The organism is Desulfonatronospira sp. MSAO_Bac3 (assembly GCF_003838035.1).
Taxonomy (GTDB): domain Bacteria; phylum Desulfobacterota; class Desulfovibrionia; order Desulfovibrionales; family Desulfonatronovibrionaceae; genus Desulfonatronospira; species Desulfonatronospira thiodismutans.
Window position 1 is genome coordinate 1 of record NZ_QYZY01000388.1, and the last position, 24,127, is coordinate 24,127.

Sequence of the window (24,127 nt, forward strand, 5' to 3'; positions counted from 1 at the left end):
CATTAACAAGCAAAATGCGGACCAGGGATGTAACCATTCAGGGGATGCCGCAATCGTCCTGGGGACAGTCCCCGCGACACCTTTTCCTACAAAATTAAAAAATTACAAACGCTAATTTTTGTGAACCTGCACATATATTACTTAGCGTGGACAGTCCCCAAGGCCTGGTGCCAGTAGCTACCACCGTTGATGCCCCTGAATGGTTACCCAGGGATGGTTGTACGGGGGCATTGTCTTTTTTAATCGAGGTCGGAATAGGTATCGGGATCGGAAGCGAAATCAAAGGCGAGGTCAAGTACCGGCCAGGGGGAGCGTCCCCTGGCCTATGGCTGGATGATGCAACGATATGCCGGCATCTTAATCAAGTGGTGGGGCATTCCGGGCATATTATGTGCTGGCGCACCAGTTCGTAGGCTTTCTGCGCTTCCGGGGTCTTAACCTTGTCCAGGTCCTTATGATCAACCAGCATCAAAGCATCACAGGGGCACATGGGAGCGCAGGCCGGTCCCAGGCCTCCACGGTCCAGGCAGAGATTGCACTTGGTTATAGGGGTCTTCTGAGCACCGGTGCAGACCATGGCCACGTAGGGGCAGGCCATGAGGCAGTTTTTCGTCGGGCACTCGGCGCAGAGTTCCTGGTTTAAAAGGATGGCCCCGGTGTCGGGATCACGGTAAATCGCTTTTTTGGTGCAGGCCTTCATACATTTAGGGTTTTCACAGTGCTGGCAGTAAAGGGGTACCCACCAGCCGTCGGTTGTCCTGGTCATGATTATCCTGGGATAGGTGTGTACGAACTTGCATACCGACTCGCATGTCCCGCATCCAATGCACTTGCTGTAGTCCAGATATAGTGTCTGCATGGTTAGCGCAAATCCTCCCTGCGTATGACTTCATCCTGAAATTCATCAAGGCGTCCCTGGTCCTTTAGGGTGATCCATTCATCAAGAGACTTGGCTGCCTTGAGCCCGCTGTATACCGCCTTGCCGATCTTGCTGGGCCCCATAAGCACATCTCCGGCTACAAAAACCGAATCCAGGCTGGTCATCTGCAGCCATTTGACCTCGCCCTTGCGCACGTTGTCCAGACCCAGGTCGTGAGCAAAGGGAGGGGTTCCCATTTCACCAACAGCCGTAACCACTATGTCCGCATCCATGATAAAGCTGTCTTCCTTCTGGACCTTCAGGCGGCACTTTCCTGCTTCGTCAGGTTCAGACATGACGCAGGGCGCAAACCTGACCCCCTCGACCCTGTCGGTGCCCACAATTTCCAGGGGAGCTGCATGTTCCATGCACGCAGCGCCCTGTTTCTCCAGCATGTTGAATTCCATGCTGCCGCAGGGTGCCTCCTCCCGGCTTCTGCGGTAAACCAGGCTTACCTGGGAAGCCCCCTCGGTAAGAGCGGCATGGACGACATCAACGGCAGTAAATCCTGCTCCAATGACCACGACTTTTTTGCCTTTTATTTCAGGCACATCCATGTTGGTGATCTCGTAGCTGGCGGCCCGTACCGGAAACAGAAACTCCAGCCCGGAGTAGACTCCAGGCAGCTCGTGACCGGGAATTTCCATACGCCTGGACTTCCATGTGCCGGTGCAGATAAGAACAGCGTCATTGTCCTCCACCCGGCCTCCAAGGCTTTTGTAGGTGTAGGCCATATCATCCCCGGTTTCTTCGTGCATAGGTTCTGATCCGCAGATCTTGGTGCGCAGCTTGAACTCGACTCCAAACTCCTTTTCCAGCTTCTCTGCGCCGCGGGCAATATTTTCCGGCTGTATGCGGTGTCCGGGTATGCCGAAGACCATAAGACCTCCGGGCTTGGGCAGCTTGTCGTACACTTCCACTTTATACCCGGCACAGGCCAGGTAGCCGGTTGCAGACAATCCCGAAGGCCCGGATCCGATTATAGCCACCTTGCGGCCGTTAGGCTCAGGCTTTCCTGAACAAAGAAATGTAAAATCCATGGCACTGTTTCCGTTTTGGGTTTTGGATTGAGGATTATGGATCAGCAGTACTGCGAAAGATTAAGTTTGTCCGCATGTAGCTGTTCAGCTTCAAAGGAAGCCAAGAGGTTTTGCCCACGGAACACACGGAAGGACACGGAAAGAAGAAATGAGAATTTATTCCGTGCTTTTCCGGGTGTTCCGTGGGCAGTCTCTTTTGCCCCGCAAGGGGCCTTCTTTTTCAACGCAGAGCCGCGGGAAAAGCTTAGCTCCTTCCTTTCAATTTAAAACACCTATAACGCGGATTTGATCTCGCGGCAAATAAATTATGGGAGGATTTTTTCAAAAAAAAAGCTCCTTCCCGAGGGAAGGAGCTTTTATAAGTTCTGTTTGTTATTCTGACTATTCAGAAAGCCCCTTGCGTCCTATCTGTCTGGCGTAGGCCAGGGCCACTGTCCTGTATACCAGGTGGGCCAGCTTGGACCAGGGCAGGTATGCAAAAAGCATGAAGACAGTTACCAGGTGCAGATAATAGACAATATAGGCCAGTGCAGCTGCATCAGCCAGCCTGAAGATCTGGGCCAGGAAGCCGGTGATGACCACTGCCCAGATTACACCCAGAAGATACCAGTCATAAAAGGAATTGACAGTCTTTTTGGGGTCAATGTTCAGGCGCATGCGGGTCATGTAAACAAGCCCCACAATGAGCGCAATTCCGGCAATATTGGCGAAAATCTTCACCGGGTTCCACATGGCCATGGGTGTGGCGAAATCGACAATGCCGAATATGTTCATCCAGTAAGCTGTGGCTACAAACGCGGTTACCAGGAAAAGCCCTACAAATCCGTAGAATACCAGCAGGTGGCCGGTGTAGCGCTCCTGGTTGGTCTCGCAGTCCTTGAACTTGACGTGGGTCAGGATCTGTTCCTTGATTACGTCATAAAGGGACCTTAGCAGCGAGGGCGAGCCTTCCTGGGGCACGTATCCCGCTTCCTTGAACGACGACAGCATCCTCCCCACCGAATATATAAAGGTGAAGACCACGAAAATGACCGTCAGGATGAATATGGGGTCAATGGCCTGAAGTGTGGGGAACACCTTGCTGAATATGATTTCGCCGTCTGGAATGGTCAGCCCGGTAGTGATGGCCCAGACAATGAGAAAAAGTATTGCCGGAATGGCAAAGAGTACCGGCAGATACTTGGCTGAACTCATCCACTCGCCCAGGATGGCCGGCCTGGCCAGGGACTTGTAGGCGGTATTGCGAAGAGCCGCCAGCAGGTCCCCGGGCTTTGCCCCGCGGGGGCAGTAGTCGGAGCACTCTCCGCAGTTGTGGCACAGCCAGATGTCGATATCATTGACCAGCTTGTCTTTCATGCCCCACTGGGCCCAGACCATTTCCTTGCGGGGAAACGGGGTTTCTTCCGGCGACAGGGGGCATATCACGCTGCAGGTGGCGCACTGATAGCATTTCTTCAGGGATTCGCCTCCGGCAGCCTGCATTTCCCGGATAAACTGTACATCAGGGTCGATTCGTGTAGACATCTATAACCTCCTAGAAACCCTTGTATGGATTTGGTCCGTATCCCTCGATCTCTTCGATGAAATCATCGATTATCTTGGGGATCTTGTCATATTCATCTATGGATATCTGCTTCTGCTGAACCCTTTCGGATTCAACCTGCAGTCTTTCCAGGGTTTCACCTATGTTGTCCATGCGCATATTGCAGAGTTCGCTTCCCTTGATGAAGTGGCACTGGTAGTCGTCGCCGTACTTGCAGCCAAGCAGCAGTACCCCGTCAATGCCCTTACTCATGGATTCAGCGATCCACTGGGTGTTCACCGAGCCCAAGCAGCGGATGCCTATGAAGCGAATGGATGCCGACCACTTGTTTTTGCGCATGGCCGCCATATCTAAGGCCGGGTAAGCGTCGTTTTCGCAGACCAGGCAAAGGATGCGGTAGCCGCCTTCCTCTTCGTCCTCCGGGACCTGAATTGCACCGATGGCCTCATTGAGCATGGAAACGCTGTAGTTGTCAAAGGAGATGACGCGCTCCGGGCATGCTCCCATGCAGGTTCCGCAGCGGCGGCACCTGGTGGTGTTGGGCTCCGGAGTTCCCTTCTCGTCGTCGTCCAGGGCTCCAAATGGGCATTCCTCGGTGCAGCGCTTACACTGGGTGCAGCGGACCATGTTGAACTTGGGGTAGGTGGGGTCCCCGGAACGGGGATGCACAGCCACGCCGTGATTGACCGACTCTAAGCACTGAATGGACTTGAGGGCTGCACCGGCGGCGTCGTCCCTGGCAGTACCCATGCTCATGGGCTGGCGCACGCAGCCGGCTGCATAGATACCTGTACGCCTGGTCTCATAGGGGAAGCAGATGTAGTTGGAATCAGCAAAGCCGTTGAAAAGCTCCAGATCCGGGATCTGTTCGCCCTGGCGGTAACCAAGTTTGAGTACGGCATCTTCTGCGATGGTGGGTACCATGCCTGTGGCCAGGACCAGAAGGTCCACCGCCACTTCCACATCTTCACCCAGCAGGGTGTCGGTTACCTTGACCACGACCTTGCCGTCGCTGTCTTCGCTTACTTCCTGAATCTCGGACTTGGTCAAAAAGATCCCTGGATCATCCTGGGCCGCCCGGTAGTAGTTTTCAAATACTCCAGGTGTGCGCATATCCTTGTAGAAAATAAAGGCCTTGGCATCATCGTCCTTTTCCCGGATATACCCGGCCTGCTTTAAAGAGCCCATGCAGCATACCGAAGAGCAGTAGGGAAGATGCTCGGGATCTCTTTGTCCGGCGCACTGGATAAATGCAGCACTTTTAACCGGCTGGCCGTCGGAGGGCCTTTGCAGTTTGCCTTCCTTGGCCATGGTCTCCAGCTCCACATTGGTAACCACGTTCTTGATCTTGCCATAACCCAGATGTCCAAGCTTGGAGGCATCGTAGGGCTTCCAGCCAGTGGCCAGAACAACGGAGCCTATAAAGAGCTCTTGTTCCTCGCCTCCGGACTTGACCGTCACGGTATATTTGCCCGGGGCTCCCTTGATGAGCTGAAGCTCTGCCTTGGTCAGGACCTTGATCTTGTCGTTTCCTTCCACTTTACGGATCAGTTCGTCCACAGAGGGCTGTTCAGCCTCAGTATACGGGTGTTTGGTGGGGGTCTGTTTGTACATCTTGGCGGCGAAACCACCCAGCTTGTCTTCTTTCTCCAGCACAACCACGTCGTAGCCGGTATTGGCAGCGCCCAGGGCGGCGTTGAGGCCGGTCACGCCACCGCCCAGGACCATGATGGTGTTGCTTGGCTCCAGGGGTTCGCGCTCAGGGTAATCGGTCTTTTCCAGGCGGACAACGCCCATGCGGATGTAATCCCGGACCATCATGGTCAAGGGATCGGACATCTCGTCATCTTCGGGCTCCGGAAGTTCCGGGTCACGGAAAGACCACACAGCCAGCTCGCGGATATTGGCCCTTTCCACCAAGACACTTGGTCCGAAATCGAACACGTCCCACATGACCCTGGGAGAGCAGGCACCTATGCAGACCTTGTTCACCCCTTCATTGTCGATATCATTCTGGATTTCCGCGACTCCTTCCTTGCTGCAAAGAAATCCATGCTCCTTGAGCACCGCTGGAGAGCACTCTTCGTCAATATACTCTCGAACCGCTTCCTTGTTCAGGTTGTCCCCGATTTCGCAACCGGTACAGATATATACTCCTGTCTTGTTGTCAGCCATTGTGACTTACCTCCTCACCGTTTGAATAGCATTCAGTGCCCCGCCTGTGGCTGTTTCGGCCGAGGTCATAACATCCAGCGGCATTTTGGCGCAGCCAACAGGGAAGATTCCCTTTTCCTCGCCGCCGGTGATAAAACCTGACTCGTCCCTGGGAACTTCCACAGCCAGGCCGTCTATGGAAATGGAAGGCTGCATTCCCGTGGCCAGAACCACGAGATCGAAGGTCTCCTCTTTTTTGACTCCGCCCATGATGTCTTCGGCGGTAACCACCAGATCACCGGTTGCGGTGTCTTCGGTGATTTTTGCGACCTTGCCCTTGACCATCTGCACTTTTTCGTCCTGCTGAATCTTGCTCAGGAAATTCTCGTACCTGCCCGGAGCGCGCAGATCTATGTAGTAGATAACCACCTCAGCGTCCGGGTACTGTTCCCGGATGTAGGTACAGTGCTTAAGGGATGCCATGCAGCAGATGTATGAGCAGTAATCCAGGTGATTCTGATCCCTGGATCCGGCGCACTGCACAAAGGCGATGCGTTTGGGCTCCTTGCCGTCGGAAGGCCGCAGAACCTGTCCGTCTGTCGGTCCTGCCGGGGCGGCCAGCCTTTCCAGCTGCATATTGCTGATGACGTTGGGGATCTGTCCGCCGCCCAGGTTGGTGAGCTTGCTCACGTCGTAGGGCTTCCAGCCGGTAGCAACTATAATGGAGCCTACATTCAGGGTGAACTCGCGCTCTTTTTCATCCAGGTCTATGGCCTGATACTCACAGGCATCAACGCACTTGGCACAGGATGACCCCTCGCACACCTGATCGTCGATGACGTAGCGCATGGGAAAGGACATAAGATGCGGGCGGTAGATGGCCTTGGTTTTGCCCATGCCAAAATCATAATCACTGTCTCTTTCAACAGGACAGACTTCCACGCATTTGTCGCATGCGGTGCAGTTGCTGTTGACGAATCTGGGCTTGACCTTGATCTTGGCCTCGTAGTTGCCCGGGCCGCCGGATACCTGAGTTACCTGGGCCATGGTGAACTGCTTCACCCTGGGGTTTTTTTTGATGCGCTGAAAGTTTATCTCCAGGCCGCATGTCGGAGGACAAAGTTTTGGGAAATAGTGCTTAAGCTGGGCCACTCGTCCTCCAAGATAGGGCTCCTGCTCTACGATGTACACCTCGTGTCCGACTTCAGCGGCCTCCAGCGCGGCTGTCAAGCCGCTGAAACCGCCGCCGATTACCAGAATACTGTTATTGGACATTCTCAATCCTCCCTGATTTAATGCCTTATCTTACGAAAATGGCCTAAGGCCGAACTAAACCCGGGTTTAGTTCAGCTCGGACTTAGACCATTAAAAAGGCTGCGGGCCATGCGGCCCGCAGCCTGATTCATTTAGTCCTTGTCCCACTTGGGATCGAAGATCTGGATGTAAGGCCTCTTGAAGAAGGTCATCTCGCCCTTCTGAGGATCGTACTTGGAGTTGGTGAAGCACAGCCACTCTTCCTCGTTCAGACCCATAAAGTCGGAGCGATAGTAGAAGCCAGGGTACCTGGTCTCTTTGCGGAACCGGATGTGCATGGTATGCAGGCGTACGGTCCACAGGCGATGGTAGTTTTCCCAGGCGCGCAGGAGTTCATGCAGATCCCTGGCGCACAGCTTCAGGGAGTCTTCCTGGAGCATATCCAGGTGCTGACTCAAGACCTCCAGCAGAGCCTCGGAGGTGGTGTAGTAGGTGGCCACACCGCCGCCGTACTCATCGGAGTACTTGATCAGGCGCATCATGAAGTTGCGCGGGGTGATGTACTTGGGGTTGATGTCCGGAGCAGTAGATACGTTCTTGTGCTCTTCGTAGTTGTACCAGGGCAGATAGATCATCTTGGCCAGATCCTGCGGGGATTCCTGCAGGGTGGGCTTGAAGTCCTTGTGATCCACGCACCAGCGTACCATCTGCTTGGCAGCGATACGCCCCTCGGCGTGAGCACCGGAGGAGAACTTGTGCCCGGAAGCGCCGACTCCGTCTGCGCAGGTCCACAGGCCCATGACCGTGGTCATGCGGTTGTAGGCCTTGCCGTTGGGAGCGCGTACCTTGTACTCTTCCGGAACCCAGTCTTCGTCGGGACCGGATACCCAGATGCCGCAGCAGCCGGAGTGGGATCCCAGCAGGTAGGGCTCTGTGGGCATCATTTCGGAGCCCTTGTTTTCAGGCTCGATGTTCATGCAGGCCCACAGGTTGGCCTGGCCAACGCACATATCCAGGAAGTCTTCCCAGGCTTCGGATTCCAGGTGCTTCTGCTCTTTCTTGGACAGTTCCTTGAAGGTGTCCTGCAGAGCAGTGGCGGTATCCATGAAGATGGGACCGCGTCCCTGTCTCATTTCCTCCAGGGTGCAGTGGTTGCGCAGACAGGCGGGCATGACCTTGCCGGTGGCGTAGCCTTTCTCCCGGTAGGGCTGAACCAGATGGTCGTTCTTGACCATGTAGTCTTCGCCCTGGGCGTTGGTGGCCTTGGCCTTGAACAGCAGGAACCATGCGCCCACAGGTCCGTAACCGTCCTTGAAGCGGGCGGGTGTGAACCTGTTTTCCATCATGGTCATTTCTGCGCCCACCTCGGAGCACATGGTGTAGGTGGAGCCGGCGTTCCATACGGGATACCAGGCACGTCCCATACCTTCACCGGTGGAGCGGGGGCGGTATACGTTTACTGCGCCGCCGCAGGCCACCAGGATGGCGTTGGCCTTGAATACGAACACCTTGTTTTCACGGGTGGAAAAGCCCACTGCCCCGGCTATGCGGTTGGGTTCATTGGCGTCCAGGAGCAGCTTGACCACAAAGATGCGCTCCATGTACTTGTCTTCGCCGATGGCGTTTTTGGCTGCCTCGGCCACGATGACCTTGTAGGACTCACCATTGATCATGATCTGCCAGCGACCGGAACGAACAGGCTTGGCACCTTCGCGTACCTGCAGGCCCTTCTTCTTGGCGGCTGCACCGTCGAGGCGCTTGCCGTCGTCAGTGGTCACCCAGATGGGCAGTCCCCATTCCTCAAACAGATGTACGGAATCATCCACGTGACGGCCCAGGTCGAAGACCAGATCTTCGCGCACGGCCTTCATGAGGTCGTTCTGGACCATACGGGCGTAGTCCTCAGGAGTATTGTCGCCCAGATAGGTGTTGATGGCGGACAGGCCCTGGGCCACTGCGCCGGAGCGCTCCAGGGAGGCCTTGTCAACCATGAGATAACTGACATCGTGCTTGTCGGCCCACTTTTTGATCTCTACAGCAGCGCCGCAGCAACCCATGCCGCCGCCCACCAGCAAGCAATCAACATCAATTTCCTTGATTTCCGGCTCACCGATGGGAACACCAAGATTCTGGCTCTTAGATGGAATAACAGGCATAAATACCTCCTTAAAATGCTTGTGACGAATTAAAATCAGCCGTGATCAGACTACTTCATAACGGCAGGGTTCTTCCATGTCTCTGTGTAGTCGGCGTTCTTGATTTCAACCTTCTGGTTGATGACGTTTGTGGGCTTCTTGAGCTCTGTCTCGTTGAACAGGAGCTCGTTTTCCAGGTCGCCTGCTTCGGGCTTGCCTTCGTAAGGCTTGATGGAGCCTTCTTCAGTGGTCCTGATGGGGAACTTGAAGCGTTTGATGTTGCCGTTGCGGAACTGGATGGTCCACATGATGTCGGTACCGCTGCGCATGGGAATGCTGGTACCGCCCATGGGGGCGAAGTCGGCATAGGGACGGGCCTCAATGGCGCCCTGGGGGCAGATCTTGACACAGGAATAGCACTCCCAGCAGGCGTCCGGCTCCTGGTTGTAGGCAAGCATTGCCTCGGGGTCCAGGATCATGAGGTCGTTGGGGCAGATGTACATGCACGCGGTCTTTTCTCCGCCCTTGCAGCCGTCACATTTCTCCGGATTTACAAAGGTTGGCATAACGGTCCTCCTTAACTATAAGGTTTTAAACTTCCACTACCAAATTCCCCGGGTGGGGAAGCCATAACAAACAAGAACACCAGGTCCTCGTTTTACATATATTTCATGACAAATACTGCATTGCATCAATATTGTAAATTCAATTTGTCTAATATTGAACTTTGATATTTGTCAAGAAAAAGATGTTTGTAATAAAAATAACGTAATTTTATTTGGTTATCATCTCATGCCGCAATGATGCTGCATTGCGGCATGAGATTTTGTAACGATCTCCGGAGTTATATTTCCGGTGCGGGCAGATAGTCGGACTCTTTGGCTGCCAGCTCCTTGATTTCTCCGGCCCGGGCCAGGGTGTTGTCCACCACTTCGGGACCAAGAGATTTGGCCTTGGCGATTTCTTCAAACAAGGTGCGGTTGAAGGCCAGGGGGGTGTCAGTGATGCAGCCCCTGGAATCGGTGCGGGCCGTATCAAACTCCTTCATTATGGCATTGGCCTTCTCATCGGGCATTTCCATGGTAAAAGCCCTGAGGTTGCCGCCGAACATATACTCGACTTTGTCCTCCAGGCCGCTGCCCTTGAGGGCTTCCATGCGTTTGTCGTCCAGGAGAACCACGAATAGCTTGGACATAGATCAATTCCTCCTTAAAGATTTTGCGGTCAGGACCTTAGACATCCAGATCCGGCAGATCAACTTCCAGTTTCTGTTCCTGGGCAACCACGTAGTTCTGGTTGCAGAAGGGGAAGTTGAATTCCTTCCACCACTTGACCACTGCCTTGTACACTTCGGGCCGGAAAATGACCCGGGGCGGAAAGATGCCTTCGCCCACCATGCCGCGGATAAAGCTGCCGCTGAATTTTTCCTTCTGCTTGGTATGGCCGCAGGACTCGCTGTAGGCGATTTCCTGGCACACGGGGCAGTACCAGAACTCTCTCATGTTCTGGGGCTTGATATGCAGGCCGTACTCCACCTCGCAGATGGACTTGTCAAAGCCGTAGCTGGGAATGCCCTTGTCCCAAAGGGTCTGGGTGGCGAACTGGTCGTAGTAGTCGCCCACTGCGGCGTGGTCCCGGCCGAACATGTGATGGGTGCAGCCCATGTTCTGGCGGATGATGCCGTGCAGCATGGATTCCAGGGGGTTGCCGTAGCGCATGTCCCACAGGCAGTAGGTAACCATGTGCCTCTCCGGCTTGATGTAATTGCCCTGGTTTACGGCTTCGTGGCCTTCCAGAATGGACTCGTCGGGGTAGTCGCCCTTGCGCTTTACGCCGATGATGGCGTTGACCAGGATGCCGTGGCAGGGCTCGATGTCGCCGGTGTAGGCGGCGTTTTTCATGAGGTGCTCATGGCCCACGTGGGGGACGTTTCTGGTCTGGTGGTTGATGACCGTGCGCCAGCCGCGCTTTTGGAACTCTTCGCGGGACTTTATCGGCGGGCACCAGAAGCGGTCGAAGGGAGCCCTGAATTTGGGCTCGTTGATGATGGTGTACTTACCGGCCAGAACCACGGGATTGAGGCTCTTGTAAATGACCCAGCCGGGGTGTTTTTCGTTGAAGGCTTCCTGGACCACTTCGGGATTTTTCTCCGGTGAGCCGAAAACCCTGTTGGCCAGCTCGGTGGTGTCCTTGATACGCCAGACTTCCTCAACGTCCAGGATGGCAAAGGGCTTGCCCTTGAGCCGCAGCAGGACACGGTCACCGGCGGTTACGCCCAGCTGCTTGTAGTCTTCCTCGCTGATGTCGAATACTAAGGGGTAGGGGAAGATCCAGTTGTTCAGAAGTCTTCTTTCGTTGAGGACCTTTTCCACTTCGGCTTCCTTCATGGAGCCTTCAACCGGGCTGAAGAAGCCGTAGCAGGTGGACATGATTTCCCGGTATACGTTGCGGACGGGAACGCCTTTGTCGCTCAGGGTGGGCTTGATGTCGTACACCGGGCAGCCCTTGGCCAGCCTTTTGGCCAACTGGGGATCCCTCACGACCCTCTCTTCAAGTCTTCCTCCATGCGGGGGAGGCGTAGTCATTCTCAATGACATTGCAAACTCCTTGGTTTTAAGTTCAACATCTACAATACTGGCCTCAAAGATCAAACAATATTCAAACTCAAGAAGCGGCTTATTTAAGCCAGCCGTTCTTTGTGAATTTATGAACTAACTAATGTCATTTGAAACAGGATGCAACCCTTTTTTGAAAAAAAAATATTATTGTCAGAAAAAAAGTGCACGACTTCACAGGCAGGATTTTAACTGTCTGGAATTATTGTGAAAAAAATCATTTGCCAGGCTGAAATTCTTCTTAACTATTTATTGACCTCCGGGGTCTGTCCCCGAACTTATTTGTCCCCGAACTTATTAGTCTGACAGAAGACTGACCTTAAATGATTTCAGTGAACTGAACCTTGACCAGTTATATATTTCACTAACACTACAGCGAAACTTATAAAATTTTATACCTGCCTCAATCAGTCCCCGCAGGTCAATCATAAGTTTCGCTGTAGTGCTTATTATACCGAATTTTTGTTTGAAAGGCAACCAGTTTTTTAAAAATCAGAATATTTTTTAATGTTTTTTTATCTGGCCGATATTGGAAAGCAAAGACCGCCTTAGGCGCTTAGCACAAATTTCGAACAAACATGTTGGTCGTTAAAATTGGTTCCTGGTTCTTCGTTCCTGGTTACCTCTCGTTCCCAGGCTGGAGGCTGGGAACAAGAAAAGAAAAAAATCCTTGCTTGCATGTTTGCGGGGACAGGCACCCCGGCACTTATTTTTTATTGAACAAGAAACAGATTAGAAAAATTAGTGCCGGGAGAGCCAGTCCCCGTGCTCAACGCGTCCTGCAAGGGTTCTACCGAATGATGCCCCGAAGGGACCTCTTTTTCAGCGCAAAAATAAGTGCGGGACTGTCCCAATTGGAATTGGGATAAGAGCACTTCTTTTTCCTGGGTTGCGGGCATATCCTGCCTTAGAACCACAAACTCAATACATACCTCATCCCGGTAAAGACCAGGATGAAGGTCAGGACCCACTTGATCAGACTGGCCGGGACAAATTTCTGGGTCCTGGCCCCGGCGTACATGCCCAGCATGCCTCCCACGCCCAGGAGTATACCCAGGAGCCAGTCCGGGGCCACCGCCATTTCGGGATAGAAGGGAGCTAGGGCCTGAAATACGACAGCCGCCACCACCGATGTTATAAGCGTGCCCATGAGGCAGGCCCCGGCTATAGTATACACGGGCAGCTTGAACACAGCCACGAAAAAGGGAGCGATTATCGCCCCTCCGCCGATGCCGTACATACCGCCGACCACTCCCACAATGGCTGACAGGATCAATATGCCCATAGTTGGAGCAGATATGTGTTCGCCGTAAAATGAATATTCAATTCTTTTCAGTCCGAAATGGTGGAGTATAACCCTGGGCAGAGGCTCCCGGGTCTTCTTTTCCTCTTTGTGCCACCGGCTGACCAGCTCCTGGAAGCTTTTTTCCGAAGAGGCCTTGTCTGAGCCCGGTGGTGGTTTTTTAATCAGGGAACGGGCCATGACCACCCCGATGTACAGAAGGACCAGGCCTGCAAACACCTTGAAGTGGGTGGGATCTGGAAGGAACTGCACCCGGAAGAAAACCCCGATGATCACCCCGGGCACTGTCCCGGCGATCACCGCGATGGTCAGGGGCCAGACCATGCGTCCTTCTCTTATGTACCGGTATACCCCGCTGGGTATGGCCACAATATTGAACAGATGGTTGGTGGCGCTCACCGCCGGAGTGGTGAACCCGAGAACACTTACCTGGAAGGGCAGAAGAAGATTTGCTCCGGACACCCCGCCCATGCTGCAGACAAAAGCCACTGCAAAGCCGGCCAGGAAAGGGATCCACGGGGCTACTTCAATTTCTGCTACAGGGAAATACATTAAGCCTCCATTGATTATCATGGTCCGGATGCACGCCAGGCATGCATCCGGACCATAGTTTGCAGGAATAGGCCTGGAGGGGAAGTGGCTGTTTCTGCTGGCTGATTACAGCCCTGGAACACATTTATCGGCAACTGTAACGTTTACGGGTATCCAGGATCCGGTCCGCTGTTGTCCGGATCAGGATGTGACCGGTCCGGTGGCACCTCAGTCCGGATGGACCAGCAGGACCGGGCAATGGGCCTTTTTGGTCACCCTCTCGGCCACCGAGCCCACGAACCACGCCTCAGGTCCTTTGCGGGTGTGGGTGGGCAGAACGATCATGTTGATTGCGTTTTCTCTGGCGTACTTAAGTATTTCATCCACGGGCTGACCGCTCAGGACCACCTTGCTGCGTATCCCCACCCCGGGCAGGGACTTTTCAATAAAGGCGTCCATGAGCTTCCCGGCCACCTCCTTTTCATAGCCTACATGGCTGGTGTATACAGACTGCAGGATATCCTCGCTGATGAAGTCAACCTTTGGGGTGACGTGGACCAGGTCCACCTCGGCCCCGGCGCACATGGCTATCTGGCGGGCATAGCCCGCAGCCAGGTTGTCATTGTCTGAGAAAACAACCGGCATTAGAATTCTTTTTATTTCCGGCATGAAATATCTCCTTTTATCCAGCATGTAAACTCCATGCTGCTATGCGTTATTTATTTCTTACCCCCAGGCAGTGCCTGCTTAAAAACCGGTGACCCGGCCTGTACCTTTCAGGAAAAGGCCAAAGACAGGCCAGGGTCCCGGATCTTTCATCAACCGATGCGCACAATCCCGGAAGCAGCCAGTATGACCATAAAGCAGACGATAGCGCTGAACAGTACGTACTGGGGCAGCTTGTTCCTGGCGAATACGAACATGGTCGGAATCAGGGCCCAGAGGGCCACCGTGGTCCCCACGGCTATCCCGAACATGGTGAACCCGTCCCCGGTAAAGAAGTTCTGCCACCAGACCTTGTGAAACCAGGGCCAGTCCCCGTACAGGGCAATCCATATATCCGAGCCGGTCATGCCCTCAAAGACCAGGGCATAGGTAAAGTAAGGGTTCATGGCGTTGTTCTCCGGAAAGAGCATGGAGAACATGGGTCCGATAAAGCAGACCAGACAACATGCAAATGTGATCCAGTAGACTATTTCGCCGTAGACCCTGTTCCAGGCAGGGGCAATAGGTCTGTCTTCAGTCATATCAATATTCCTCCTTAGGGTATTAAGTTTGCTAATCCTTGAGCCTGAATTCTCTGACTATGTTTATCATGACGAAGGTCAGCAGGATCAGCAGGACCAGACCGTTCATCCAGTGCGGCGGACGTTCGATGATTTCCCACATGGACAGGGCCCTGGTAATAAGGCCCCAGCAGGAAAAGCCCATGAGCCCGATGAGCAGCCAGCGCACGAAACCGGCCTTGATCTGGACCAGGACCAGGGCGCCCAGTAGTCCCCCCACCACCTGGCCGGCCAGCCAGGGAGCGGCTAGAATGGGGATGAGCGCGCCCATCATGAAGTAGGGCCAGACCGCCACACAGTCGCCCATGCCCAGCAGGACCACACTGTTGGCCGCGGCCACCTTGATGGGCGTGCCGGCGATGACGTTCTGGAAGGGGACAATGGCCCAGCCGGCGCCCATGCCGAAGAACCCGGAGCCCATGCCCACGAACAGGATCCCGGCAAAGAGCCAGCCCATGCGGGTCAGGCCGTAATCCACGACCTTTTTCAGGGATGGTTCGTAAAAGGGCTGGCGCAGGTCCAGTTTCTGAGTGATTTTGTCCGAGACCTTGACATCAGGCCATTCGATTTTTTTACCTCCGAAGATGAAATATAGGATCAGTCCTCCGATGACCAGCCCCAGAAGCATGCGCACAGCAGCTTCGCCCCAATCGCCCAGGTGCTCGGCCACTACCACCGCTCCCAGGGCTCCTCCGAAACAGGACACGCCAAAGGCCACGCAGAGAAATACACACATCTTCACATTGGCCAGACCGCTTCGGCACACAGGGCCAGTGGCCATGAGCCCGCTGAACATGGCCACAATAAGCCCGGTCCCCCGGGCTATGAGGCTGTCAATGGGAGTAAAGGCCAGGATAAACGGGGTGAACAGCACACCTCCGCCTATGCCGCCGACGGTGGCTACAAGGGCGATGAGGGTACTGATGACGAAAAAGCCCACCAGCCATCCCCAGATTACTCCGCCGGCCATGCCTCCTTCAGGGGTGGGCACAGCCATTACAGCGGCCAGAATTACCAGGTAAGTGATCAGCCCAAGGGCCAGCATGATGTTCAGCTCAAGCCAGGGCGGCTTCAACCATTTGGACATAGCGTTTCCTCCTTATAACATTTCATTTGGGTTATTATTTTACTTCCCGGTGAGCACCCGCCATTCCAGGCAGCAATGAGTCCGAACGTAAAGCAACATCGATGCACCAAACCCACAGGATATTTTGATGTGACTCTCCCTCCTTTTGTGTGAAAAGTTATGTGTTAAAAGTTTTTGGTCCGATTTAAAAAGCAAATTAAATTTACTGTAACGCTGCAGACTCAATGTTTCGCATGACTGAGGCCACATATGTTTTTGATTCCCGGTTGCGGGTCTGCATGTACCCGGGGCAGCCGGGCATGCAGAATTCAGGGGAGTCCAGCCTGCCTTCTGCAAGGGCCTGGACCACCCTGTCCCAGGGACCGGTGACATAGGAGATGACCTGGATGTCCCAGGCTGTCAGTATATCGTGCCAGAGCCTGGATATAGCGCCGCAGATCAAAACTTCTATACTCAGGGAGGACAGACGGCGAATCCTGGCCAGGTTGTCGCTGCCGGATATCTCTTTGTACTCCAGGGGGATGGTTCTTACCGGGGATAACTGCACCAGGAGAATCTTCCCGGAAACATCGAATACCGGAGCAACAAGATTGTTCCATGTACTTACAGCTAATTTCATGTCTTTGATCCTTGTGAAGCAAGGTACAAGCACGAATTATGCCCAGGGAAAGATAAAGGGCATTTTATACGCAATCGTTTAATATGTATGGATTTTTTATTGGGATGGCTTGCAGAAAGTGTTGCAGTTATGCTACAAGAATAAAAAACCATGTTGAATAACTGCAACATAACAAGTGAGCACATGGGGACAAAAGGGTGTTGAAAGCGGGAGTGCATCCCGTGCTGGCGGCTTATGGGCTTTTGCGGGGGAATTCGGCGTACTGGGGGCTTGAAGGGTGGTGCAGGGATTGCTGCGTGATCATCATCACATGTACAGCCTGGAACCGGTTTACAGGCCCATTTTTTTCATCTTGCGGTACAGGGTGCTTCTATGCATGCCCAGCAGCCTGGCTGCCTGGGACAGATTGTTCTGGGACTGTCTCAGGGCCCGGGAGATATTTCCTGCTTCCAGGGCCTGCCTGGCTGAATACATATTCAGGGGTTCCCCGGCCCTCTGTTCCCTGAGGATCAGGTCCCGGGGCAGGTGACTGCGGGTTATCTCTTCCTGACGGCAGAGGACAAAGGCCCTTTCAATGATGTTTTCCAGTTCCCGGATGTTGCCCGGCCAGTCATGGCTCATGAGAATGGACAACACCTGCGGATCCACTCCCCGGATCTCCCGGTTGAACAACAGGTTGAACCTGTCCACAAAATGCTCCACAAGAAAAGGTATGTCCTCTTTTCGATGTCTCAGGGGAGGCAGGTCAATACGGACCACATTGATGCGGTAGAAAAGGTCCTGGCGAAATGCCTTGATCTCCACGAGATGTTCCAGATCCTTGTTGGTGGCGGCGATAATCCTGGCATCGGACTTTTCCGAGTGGACAGCCCCCAGGGGCTCGTAGCTCTTTTCCTGCAGCACCCGGAGCAGCTTGGTCTGCATGGCCGGGCTTATATCGCCTATTTCATCCAGGAAAAGGGTCCCTCCCCGGGCCTGGGCAAACCTGCCGGGCTTGTCCTTCTGAGCCCCGGTGAACGCCCCGGCCTTGTATCCGAAAAGTTCCGACTCCAGCAGGGTATCTGGAAGGGCGCTGCAGTTGACGGCCACAAAGGGTGATTCCCGGCCGCGGCTTAAGGCATGAATGGTCTTGGCCACCAGTTCTTTGCCGGTGCCGGTTTCCCCCTGGATGAGCACGGTGCTGGTAGTCTCAGCCACTGCCGGTGTCAGTTCCAGCACCTTCTGCATGGCCGGGCTGTGGCTTATGAGCTCGCCCATGTCGAAATCGCCCTTGAGCTTAAGGCGCAGGCTTTCCATTGCGCTTAAATCCCTGAAGGTCTCTACTGCGCCGACTGCCTCGCCCCGGGAGTTGCGCAGCAGGGATGTGGATACGCTGATGGTGATGCGCCTGCCTTTGGCGTCGACAATATAGCAGACCTTGCCTACCACGGCCTTGCCAGACTTTCTGGTCTGGCTGAGAGGACATTCTGCTTCGCACAGACTGGAATGAAACACCTCCCAGCATGGGCGGCCAATAGCTTCGTTCCTGGAGATCCCGGTAATCAGCTCTGCAGCCCGGTTGAAGGAGGTGATCTGCCACTGGTCATCTACTGTGAACACCCCGTCGGAGATGCTTTCCAGTATGGTGCAGTTGAACCCGTCACAGTATGCTTTGGTCTCATTCTTCAAAATCATTGTTTTTTGTGGGGTCATCCGGAGTTGTCCATGTATTTAAACAGGTCATAAAATCGCTGTCCATAGGTTTCCTTCTCCAGGACCTGGGCCTGCAGCCTGGAGCGCATGCTCTCCCGGGCACCATGGTCATGCAGGTAGTACCTGACCTTTTCCGCAAGCTCACGGGGATCTCGAAAGGTGACCACATAGGAGTGAAAAGGCTGTTTTTTCAGAACGGATTGTTCTTCGGTAATCTGAAAGCCCCCGGCGGCCGGGATCTCGAAAAAGGCCGGGTTTAACCCGTCATGCTCTGCAAAGTCCCGGCCGTGTGGATTAATTACAATGCTGGACGAGGCATAGGCCTCCAGGTTCCGGGGAGGAAAGATCAGGCCGTTATGCCTGACCCACTGGCTGTCGGACCAGCCTGCACCCCAGACATCCACCTTCTGGCCCAGGGTCTCACTCACCCGGCGGACCAGTTCTTCTTCGTACTCCCCAAAGGGGGCGATGAGCATTACTTCCCGGCCGTACTTACGACGCGTGCCTGATGTTACCTTGACCTTGAGCTTGTGATGGTAGGGACAAGCGGCAAAGGGAAGGTGAACTACATTTTTGGCACCCCGGGAACGCAGCAGCTCAACGTTTTTTTCAAATGACAGGGCCACGACATCCACCAGTTCATCAACCTCCTTGATCCTGTCTATCTGGTCTTCCCGGCGAACAGGCGGACCCCACCAGTAAATGATGCGGATAATGGGGTTGAGCTCGCGGATATTCTCCACGGTCTTATGGTCAATGAGTCCCTGCAGACTGATAACCAGTGGTGTCTTGTTTTTCTTGACCATATCCCACAGGCGGTGGTTGGACATGGTTTCCCAGTCCACGAATGTGCCGGGCAGGCCGAACTTTTTCAGCAGGTTGTGCATTCGGTTGGAGATCCTGGACATGGGTTCGGGGCAGTCATGAAAATGGATGGCCGACTCCAGTCCCATGGAGTAAAGTCCTGATTCCACAACCCATGTCCATCTGTTTCCGGCCATGGGGCCTTCTATGGTGACCTGTTTCTTGCCCGAGGTCTTGGCAGGGCCTTCAAAAACCCGTTTCATGAATTCCGGCTCCTGTTTAAAACTACAGCGACACTTTGTGTTAATCTTTGCCTCGGCCACCGGGGACAGGCACCCCGCACTAATAATTTCAAAGACTCTGAAAACCTTACAGAAAAATAAGTGCGGGGGAGCCAGTCCCCTTTGAGTTCAAATAAAGTGTCGCTGTAGTGTTAATTGATATGATTTTTTTTTTGCTTATATCTGAACATTTGTCAAGTAAACACGGGTTGAGGGGTGAGTTGACAGCGCTTGTGATTTATGTTGCAATTTGCTACAGTGATGTATTTTGTTGTTGCAAGATGGACGAAAACCGGTTAAATTTTTTTAATTGTTTTTTGTTGGTCAAGAAGGTGTTTTTTGTCTGGAAAGAACCAGTCCCTGTGGGATTTGGTGATTTGATCTGGGTCTGCGGGCGATTCTGCCCTGACTTTTCCCCTGGTTTTTCTTCTCCGGCTGGTCCTGCTGTATTATGGGCTGTGAGAAGCTGGCTCCGGGTGGAACTGTCAATAACAATGAGAAAAATTTCACACTGAGGAGGGGAGATTATGTCCAAGTGGTTGAAGTCGCCCTGGCTTGAGCTGAACATCATGATAGCGCTGGCGGTGCTTTCTTACGGTGTGCTGGCAGTGGCGGCCCCTTTCGTGCCCGTCCCCGAAGGGGGCATGCCCGGTGGAGTTCTGGTAGGCTGGCTGGTGGGATTCTTCATCGCCAGTACCATTATCGCTATTCTGGCCACCATCGGAGGAATCGGCGGAGGAGTGCTCTTTACTCCTCTGGTCATGGCCTTCACCCCGGTTGACAGCGTCATTGCCAGGGGGACTGGGCTCATAGTGGCCATGTTCAGCGGTCTTATGGCCACCGGGCCGGTAATGCGCAGCGGCCTGGCCAATCTCAAGATGTGCATCTTTCTCTGCATGGCTTTTGCCGTCGCCGCCTTCTCCGGGGCCCAGGGAGCAGTGATCGTGGCCGCCCACCTGGGGGATTTCGGTGAGGGCCTGGTACGCATGATGCTGGGCCTGCTCATAGGCGGCCTGGTGGTTTATTTTATTATGGGCGGAAAAAAGGTTGAATGGCCGGACGTGAAGAAATCGGACAAGATCACCGAGGCCCTGAATCTGCGCCAGCCTTTTTATGAGCCCTCCCTGAAAAAGGTGGTGGACTACGGCCTGACCAATATGGGCTGGCTCTTCGCAGCCATTTTGATTGTCGGTCTTGTCTCCGGGTTTTTCGGCATGGGCGCAGGCTGGGCCATGGTTCCCTTCCAGAACGTCGTTGCCGGCACACCCATGAAGGTGGCTGCGGCCAACAGCGTGGTCCTGCTGGGCATGGGAGACTGTGTTGCGGTCTGGCCCTATTTCATAATGGGTGCGCTCATTCCCATGTTTGCCGCTCCCTGGCTGGCCGGGCAGGTTGTGGGCGGTCTCTTCGGCGCCCTGGTCCTGGTCCAGATCAAGGCCGGCTTTGTCCGCTGGCTGCTCATCGGGCTCATGGGCTTTTCCTGCTGGGGTCTTATTACCAGGGCCCTGTCCATGTGGGAGGTCATCCAGCCCCCGCCGCACTGGCTGAACTTTACCGTCCTGGGAGTCCTCATGCTCTTTGTGATCGTAAACGTAGCCAGGGAACTGAAGCGTAAGGATTAGTTCAACCCAATTAATCAGGAGGCATCTTGATATGACCGAAGATAGACCAAAAGTACCGCTTTACAATACTACTTACGGGGATACGGTTTACTGGATAACCTTTGCCGTGTGTATAGCCTGCCTGGTGGGACCTGCGCTGGCCGTGCTCTTTCCGGGAAATACCGCCATGGATCCCTATTTTACCTATGCTCTTATTTTTGAAGGCAAGACAGGCACGGAGATATGGACGGCCCTTTACGGTGAATGGCCTTACATGCATTCAGTCTGGTTCAAGAACTTCTTTACCGGGGACGGCTTTACCATGTTCGCCATGGCCATCGGCTGCACCGTGGCTGTCTGGGCCCTGATCCCCACCATCGTGGCCTTTGTCAAGGAAGGGCTTACCGGATACGCCCTTTTTTCCGTCTTTATTATAGCCATGGTTCTTTTTGCCGCTTCCGGCGCTGTCCAGATCGAGGTGCCCGTGCCCGAGCCGGTGGAATAGACTGGTTGCATGCGCAGACGTACTGCCCTGTCGGGGCGACTGTGCATGAAGCGTCAGCATGACTCTGCGTATTGCTGGACGCAACCAGCAATACGCAGAACACATACTTTGACCGCGCGATCAGAGCGCGCTGTTCAGGAGGTTATTCATGCCCGAAATAAAACGAATGCTGCTGCCGGTGGTCTTTTCCGAAAACGATATGCTGGCTGCTGATTATGCCCGCCAGATCGCCATGTGCGCCGGGTCCGAGGTGGACCTGGTCCACGTCACTCCGCAAATTGACTTCATCAGTGAAGATATCCTGCAGTCTGTATACACCAGTCATGTGGGCTATGAAAAGGAAGTGGCCGAGAAGCTCATGGACGCCTTTATCGAGAAGTCCCTGTCCGGAGTGAATGTGCGCAACAAGGCGGTCCTCAAGGGCCAGCCCGCGGAAGAGGTCTTAAGGTACGCCAAGGAGAACAACATTAATATGATCGTTCTTCCCACTCACACCCGAAAAGGGCCCGAGGCGTGGTTCGTGGGTTCCGTGGCTGAGAGGATAACCAAAAGAGCCCATTGCCCGGTTCTCATTGTCCATCCGGACTGATGGGCGACGACCATTGGCTTCAGCCGAAAAGTTTCACCATCAGACCGCAGGGCTCAAGCTCTGCGGTCTTTTTTTTGCCGGCAACGGCGTTTATAATTTCCGTGGCCTGACTGCCAAAAAATAAAATCCAGACCGGGCTATGACCATAATTCTGCGATGATATACTAAGCCACATAGACACCAGGGCCACTTGCCGAACCCCTCAAGCGTCCTGCCACGCTCTTGGCGCGTCTACTTCAGATTTCGGATGATGCACTGAAGGGGCCTCTTTTTCCGCGCAGGGTCGCGGAAAAAGCCTGGATTGCAGCATTTAATCGTTGCCAACATTTTTTTGAATTTTTTGGGGAAAAGCCTGAAAAAACTGTTGTGAAAAAATGAACATTAGGATATAAGATAAAACTTTAAGGCGCGATGAAATGGTTGGTCATTGATTGAGCCAGTTTGTACAGGCCTGTTTTTCAAAAAATCAGACGGCGAATAGATTTTTCTGATGCGGTCTGGAATCACCCGGCCATACACTCTGTTGCAACAACGCAACAACTTGCTGGTTTCTCCAGGCTAAACATTTGTCAAACTGGCTGGTTATGTGCTGCGCTGCACATCTAAGCCTGCTGGCATGCTACATGCAACTCTGTAAATAATTGTGAAAAAATGGTCAAGTTTGTGCGCTTGCATAAAGTTGGCGAGCATAGAAGCAGGCGGTTCGCGTGGGACATTAATTTAAAAACCTCATTGAATAATAAGGAGGAATTATGACTTACGAACTTAATCAGGAATTATGTCTGCACAATGTGGCCGGATGCCCCCTTATGCTGGCAAGCGGAGAGGTGCTGGGATACATTGAGGGCGTGAAAAGGCACAAGGGAGGGTGCGAGGTCTGGGAGGTAAGGACTGAAGAGAACAGGGTGATCATGTTTCCCATTTACGAAGAGATCGTTGTGGAATGCAGTCCGGATGAACATGTAGTGGTGGACCCGCCTGCAGATCTTCTGCAGATGTACATGGAAGGAAAATATCCGGAGAATCCCTGCCGGGCCATCTGCCGTTTCGATCTTCAAGCCAGACGGGAAGCAATGGCAATGGGGTATTCTTCAACAAATGTGCAGCAGTACGCTGCTTAATGCATAAGCAGGCAGTCAAGCCGGAGGCGGCATACGTGTAGTCGGCTCTGGAAGAGTCTGCAGTTGAAAAACTGATGATACGCTTAAGAATCATCGCTTGACAATTTGATTTTATTGTTCATTCTTTTGGTAAGAGGTGAAAAATTATGGTGATGCGGTTTGGAATCGCATGTCCATGCTTTTTGTTGCAATAATGCAACGACACCTTGATGACTCCAGGTGACCCCTTTTTATTGGTTGGTTGCAGGGTGCTCTGCAAACAGAGCTTGTTGGTATGTTTTATGCAGATATACTGACAAGTATTGTGAAAAATGGATCAAGTTTATGTGGCTGTAAAAAGCGTTGAGCAAAAGAGGTCTGTAGACTCTACGCTACGGGCTCGATTGCTTGTGCATAATTGTCTGTATAATAATAAAAATGAGGAGGAGTTATGAGTTACGATCTTGAACAGGAACTTTGTCTGCACAATGTTGCCGGATGCCCACTCAGATTGCCCAGCGGAGAGGTGCTGGGATATATTGAGGGCGTGAAAAGGCACAAGGGAGGTTGCGAAGTCTGGGAGGTCAGGACTGAAGAGAACAGGGTAATCATGTTTCCCATCTATGAAGACATCGTAGTGGAGTGCAGTCCGGATGAGTATGTGACAGTAGACCCGCCCAGAGACCTGCTGGAGATGTACAAGGATGGCAGGCACCCCGAAAACCCGTGCCAGGCTGTGTGCCGCTTTGACCAGAAAGCCAGGCAGGTCGCCAGGGATAAGAATCATGCTGCGGAAAGTGCAAGACTACACGCGGCATAATATGCAACCCCAATCTCTATCACTTTGAGGTGGCCCGCCTGTAACGGGGCAGGCAGGCCACCTCTTTTCCGTTTACAGCACCTCCCGCCGTCAGGTCTATGATCCGCCGAAGTACAGCCTCTGTACTGTTTCAGCCAGACAGTCTGCCTGGTTGTTAATACCTGCCACAGTTTCACTCCCGGGGAAAAATATCTCCAGGGTCTTGATAACTCTCATTTCCTCCGGTAAAAAATCTTTTCGGCTAAAAAG

Annotated in this window: 21 protein-coding genes; 5 read left to right on the forward strand and 16 right to left on the reverse strand. The window is 53.5% G+C overall.

Going from position 1 to position 24,127, the window contains the following annotated elements; all coding sequences use genetic code 11:
* Positions 1 to 361 precede the first annotated feature (361 nt).
* The 16 genes from D5S03_RS13560 to D5S03_RS13635 all read right to left on the reverse strand — a co-directional run bounded on the left by D5S03_RS13560 (position 362) and on the right by D5S03_RS13635 (position 19,245).
* Positions 362 to 859, reverse strand: coding sequence for a 4Fe-4S dicluster domain-containing protein (locus D5S03_RS13560; protein ID WP_008869602.1), 498 nt, complete (start codon positions 857 to 859; stop codon positions 362 to 364).
* A gap of 2 nt (positions 860 to 861) precedes the next feature.
* On the reverse strand, positions 862 to 1,959 hold the full coding sequence (locus tag D5S03_RS13565) for an FAD-dependent oxidoreductase (protein WP_287044453.1): 1,098 nt from the start codon (positions 1,957 to 1,959) through the stop codon (positions 862 to 864).
* 381 nt (positions 1,960 to 2,340) lie between these two features.
* Complete coding sequence (qmoC, locus tag D5S03_RS13570) at positions 2,341 to 3,483, reverse strand: quinone-interacting membrane-bound oxidoreductase complex subunit QmoC (protein WP_287044454.1); 1,143 nt, start codon at positions 3,481 to 3,483, stop codon at positions 2,341 to 2,343.
* A 10-nt stretch (positions 3,484 to 3,493) separates the two neighbouring features.
* The gene (locus D5S03_RS13575; protein ID WP_287044455.1) at positions 3,494 to 5,677 is read right to left on the reverse strand and encodes a hydrogenase iron-sulfur subunit; all 2,184 of its coding nucleotides are present in this window, start codon (positions 5,675 to 5,677) and stop codon (positions 3,494 to 3,496) included.
* A 6-nt stretch (positions 5,678 to 5,683) separates the two neighbouring features.
* The gene (locus tag D5S03_RS13580; RefSeq protein WP_287044457.1) at positions 5,684 to 6,931 is read right to left on the reverse strand and encodes a CoB--CoM heterodisulfide reductase iron-sulfur subunit A family protein; all 1,248 of its coding nucleotides are present in this window, start codon (positions 6,929 to 6,931) and stop codon (positions 5,684 to 5,686) included.
* 131 nt (positions 6,932 to 7,062) lie between these two features.
* Positions 7,063 to 9,066, reverse strand: coding sequence for an adenylyl-sulfate reductase subunit alpha (gene aprA / locus D5S03_RS13585; RefSeq protein WP_287044458.1), 2,004 nt, complete (start codon positions 9,064 to 9,066; stop codon positions 7,063 to 7,065).
* Positions 9,067 to 9,116: 50 nt separating this feature from the next.
* On the reverse strand, positions 9,117 to 9,611 hold the full coding sequence (gene aprB, locus D5S03_RS13590; RefSeq protein WP_008869596.1) for an adenylyl-sulfate reductase subunit beta: 495 nt from the start codon (positions 9,609 to 9,611) through the stop codon (positions 9,117 to 9,119).
* Between the two features lie 278 nt (positions 9,612 to 9,889).
* A complete protein-coding gene (locus D5S03_RS13595) occupies positions 9,890 to 10,240 on the reverse strand; it encodes a DUF6955 family protein (protein ID WP_008869595.1) in 351 nt (116 codons plus the stop codon).
* Positions 10,241 to 10,277: 37 nt separating this feature from the next.
* Positions 10,278 to 11,642, reverse strand: coding sequence for a sulfate adenylyltransferase (sat, locus tag D5S03_RS13600; protein WP_287044460.1), 1,365 nt, complete (start codon positions 11,640 to 11,642; stop codon positions 10,278 to 10,280).
* 925 nt (positions 11,643 to 12,567) lie between these two features.
* Complete coding sequence (locus D5S03_RS13605) at positions 12,568 to 13,515, reverse strand: sulfite exporter TauE/SafE family protein (protein WP_287044462.1); 948 nt, start codon at positions 13,513 to 13,515, stop codon at positions 12,568 to 12,570.
* 207 nt (positions 13,516 to 13,722) lie between these two features.
* Positions 13,723 to 14,163, reverse strand: a complete 441-nt coding sequence (locus tag D5S03_RS13610; RefSeq protein ID WP_287044463.1) for a universal stress protein — start codon at positions 14,161 to 14,163, stop codon at positions 13,723 to 13,725.
* Positions 14,164 to 14,312: 149 nt separating this feature from the next.
* On the reverse strand, positions 14,313 to 14,741 hold the full coding sequence (locus tag D5S03_RS13615) for a hypothetical protein (protein WP_287044465.1): 429 nt from the start codon (positions 14,739 to 14,741) through the stop codon (positions 14,313 to 14,315).
* Positions 14,742 to 14,772: 31 nt separating this feature from the next.
* Positions 14,773 to 15,867, reverse strand: coding sequence for a sulfite exporter TauE/SafE family protein (locus D5S03_RS13620; RefSeq protein WP_287044467.1), 1,095 nt, complete (start codon positions 15,865 to 15,867; stop codon positions 14,773 to 14,775).
* A 202-nt stretch (positions 15,868 to 16,069) separates the two neighbouring features.
* The gene (locus D5S03_RS13625) at positions 16,070 to 16,486 is read right to left on the reverse strand and encodes a NifB/NifX family molybdenum-iron cluster-binding protein (protein ID WP_287044468.1); all 417 of its coding nucleotides are present in this window, start codon (positions 16,484 to 16,486) and stop codon (positions 16,070 to 16,072) included.
* 330 nt (positions 16,487 to 16,816) lie between these two features.
* Complete coding sequence (locus D5S03_RS13630; RefSeq protein WP_287044469.1) at positions 16,817 to 18,160, reverse strand: sigma-54 interaction domain-containing protein; 1,344 nt, start codon at positions 18,158 to 18,160, stop codon at positions 16,817 to 16,819.
* 14 nt (positions 18,161 to 18,174) lie between these two features.
* Positions 18,175 to 19,245: a glycosyltransferase family protein gene (locus D5S03_RS13635; RefSeq protein ID WP_287044470.1), complete on the reverse strand. Its 1,071-nt coding sequence runs from the start codon at positions 19,243 to 19,245 to the stop codon at positions 18,175 to 18,177.
* 545 nt (positions 19,246 to 19,790) lie between these two features.
* Between D5S03_RS13635 and D5S03_RS13640 the strand changes: the two genes are divergently transcribed.
* The 5 genes from D5S03_RS13640 to D5S03_RS13660 all read left to right on the forward strand — a co-directional run bounded on the left by D5S03_RS13640 (position 19,791) and on the right by D5S03_RS13660 (position 23,878).
* A complete protein-coding gene (locus D5S03_RS13640; protein ID WP_287044472.1) occupies positions 19,791 to 20,885 on the forward strand; it encodes a sulfite exporter TauE/SafE family protein in 1,095 nt (364 codons plus the stop codon).
* Positions 20,886 to 20,916: 31 nt separating this feature from the next.
* Complete coding sequence (locus tag D5S03_RS13645) at positions 20,917 to 21,369, forward strand: hypothetical protein (RefSeq protein WP_287044473.1); 453 nt, start codon at positions 20,917 to 20,919, stop codon at positions 21,367 to 21,369.
* Positions 21,370 to 21,517: 148 nt separating this feature from the next.
* Positions 21,518 to 21,958 (forward strand): universal stress protein, encoded by a 441-nt coding sequence (locus tag D5S03_RS13650; protein ID WP_008869585.1) that lies wholly within the window; start codon positions 21,518 to 21,520, stop codon positions 21,956 to 21,958.
* A 752-nt stretch (positions 21,959 to 22,710) separates the two neighbouring features.
* Positions 22,711 to 23,079: a ribosome maturation factor RimM gene (locus tag D5S03_RS13655; RefSeq protein WP_287044475.1), complete on the forward strand. Its 369-nt coding sequence runs from the start codon at positions 22,711 to 22,713 to the stop codon at positions 23,077 to 23,079.
* 430 nt (positions 23,080 to 23,509) lie between these two features.
* Complete coding sequence (locus D5S03_RS13660) at positions 23,510 to 23,878, forward strand: ribosome maturation factor RimM (protein ID WP_287044477.1); 369 nt, start codon at positions 23,510 to 23,512, stop codon at positions 23,876 to 23,878.
* The last annotated feature ends 249 nt before the right edge of the window (positions 23,879 to 24,127 follow it).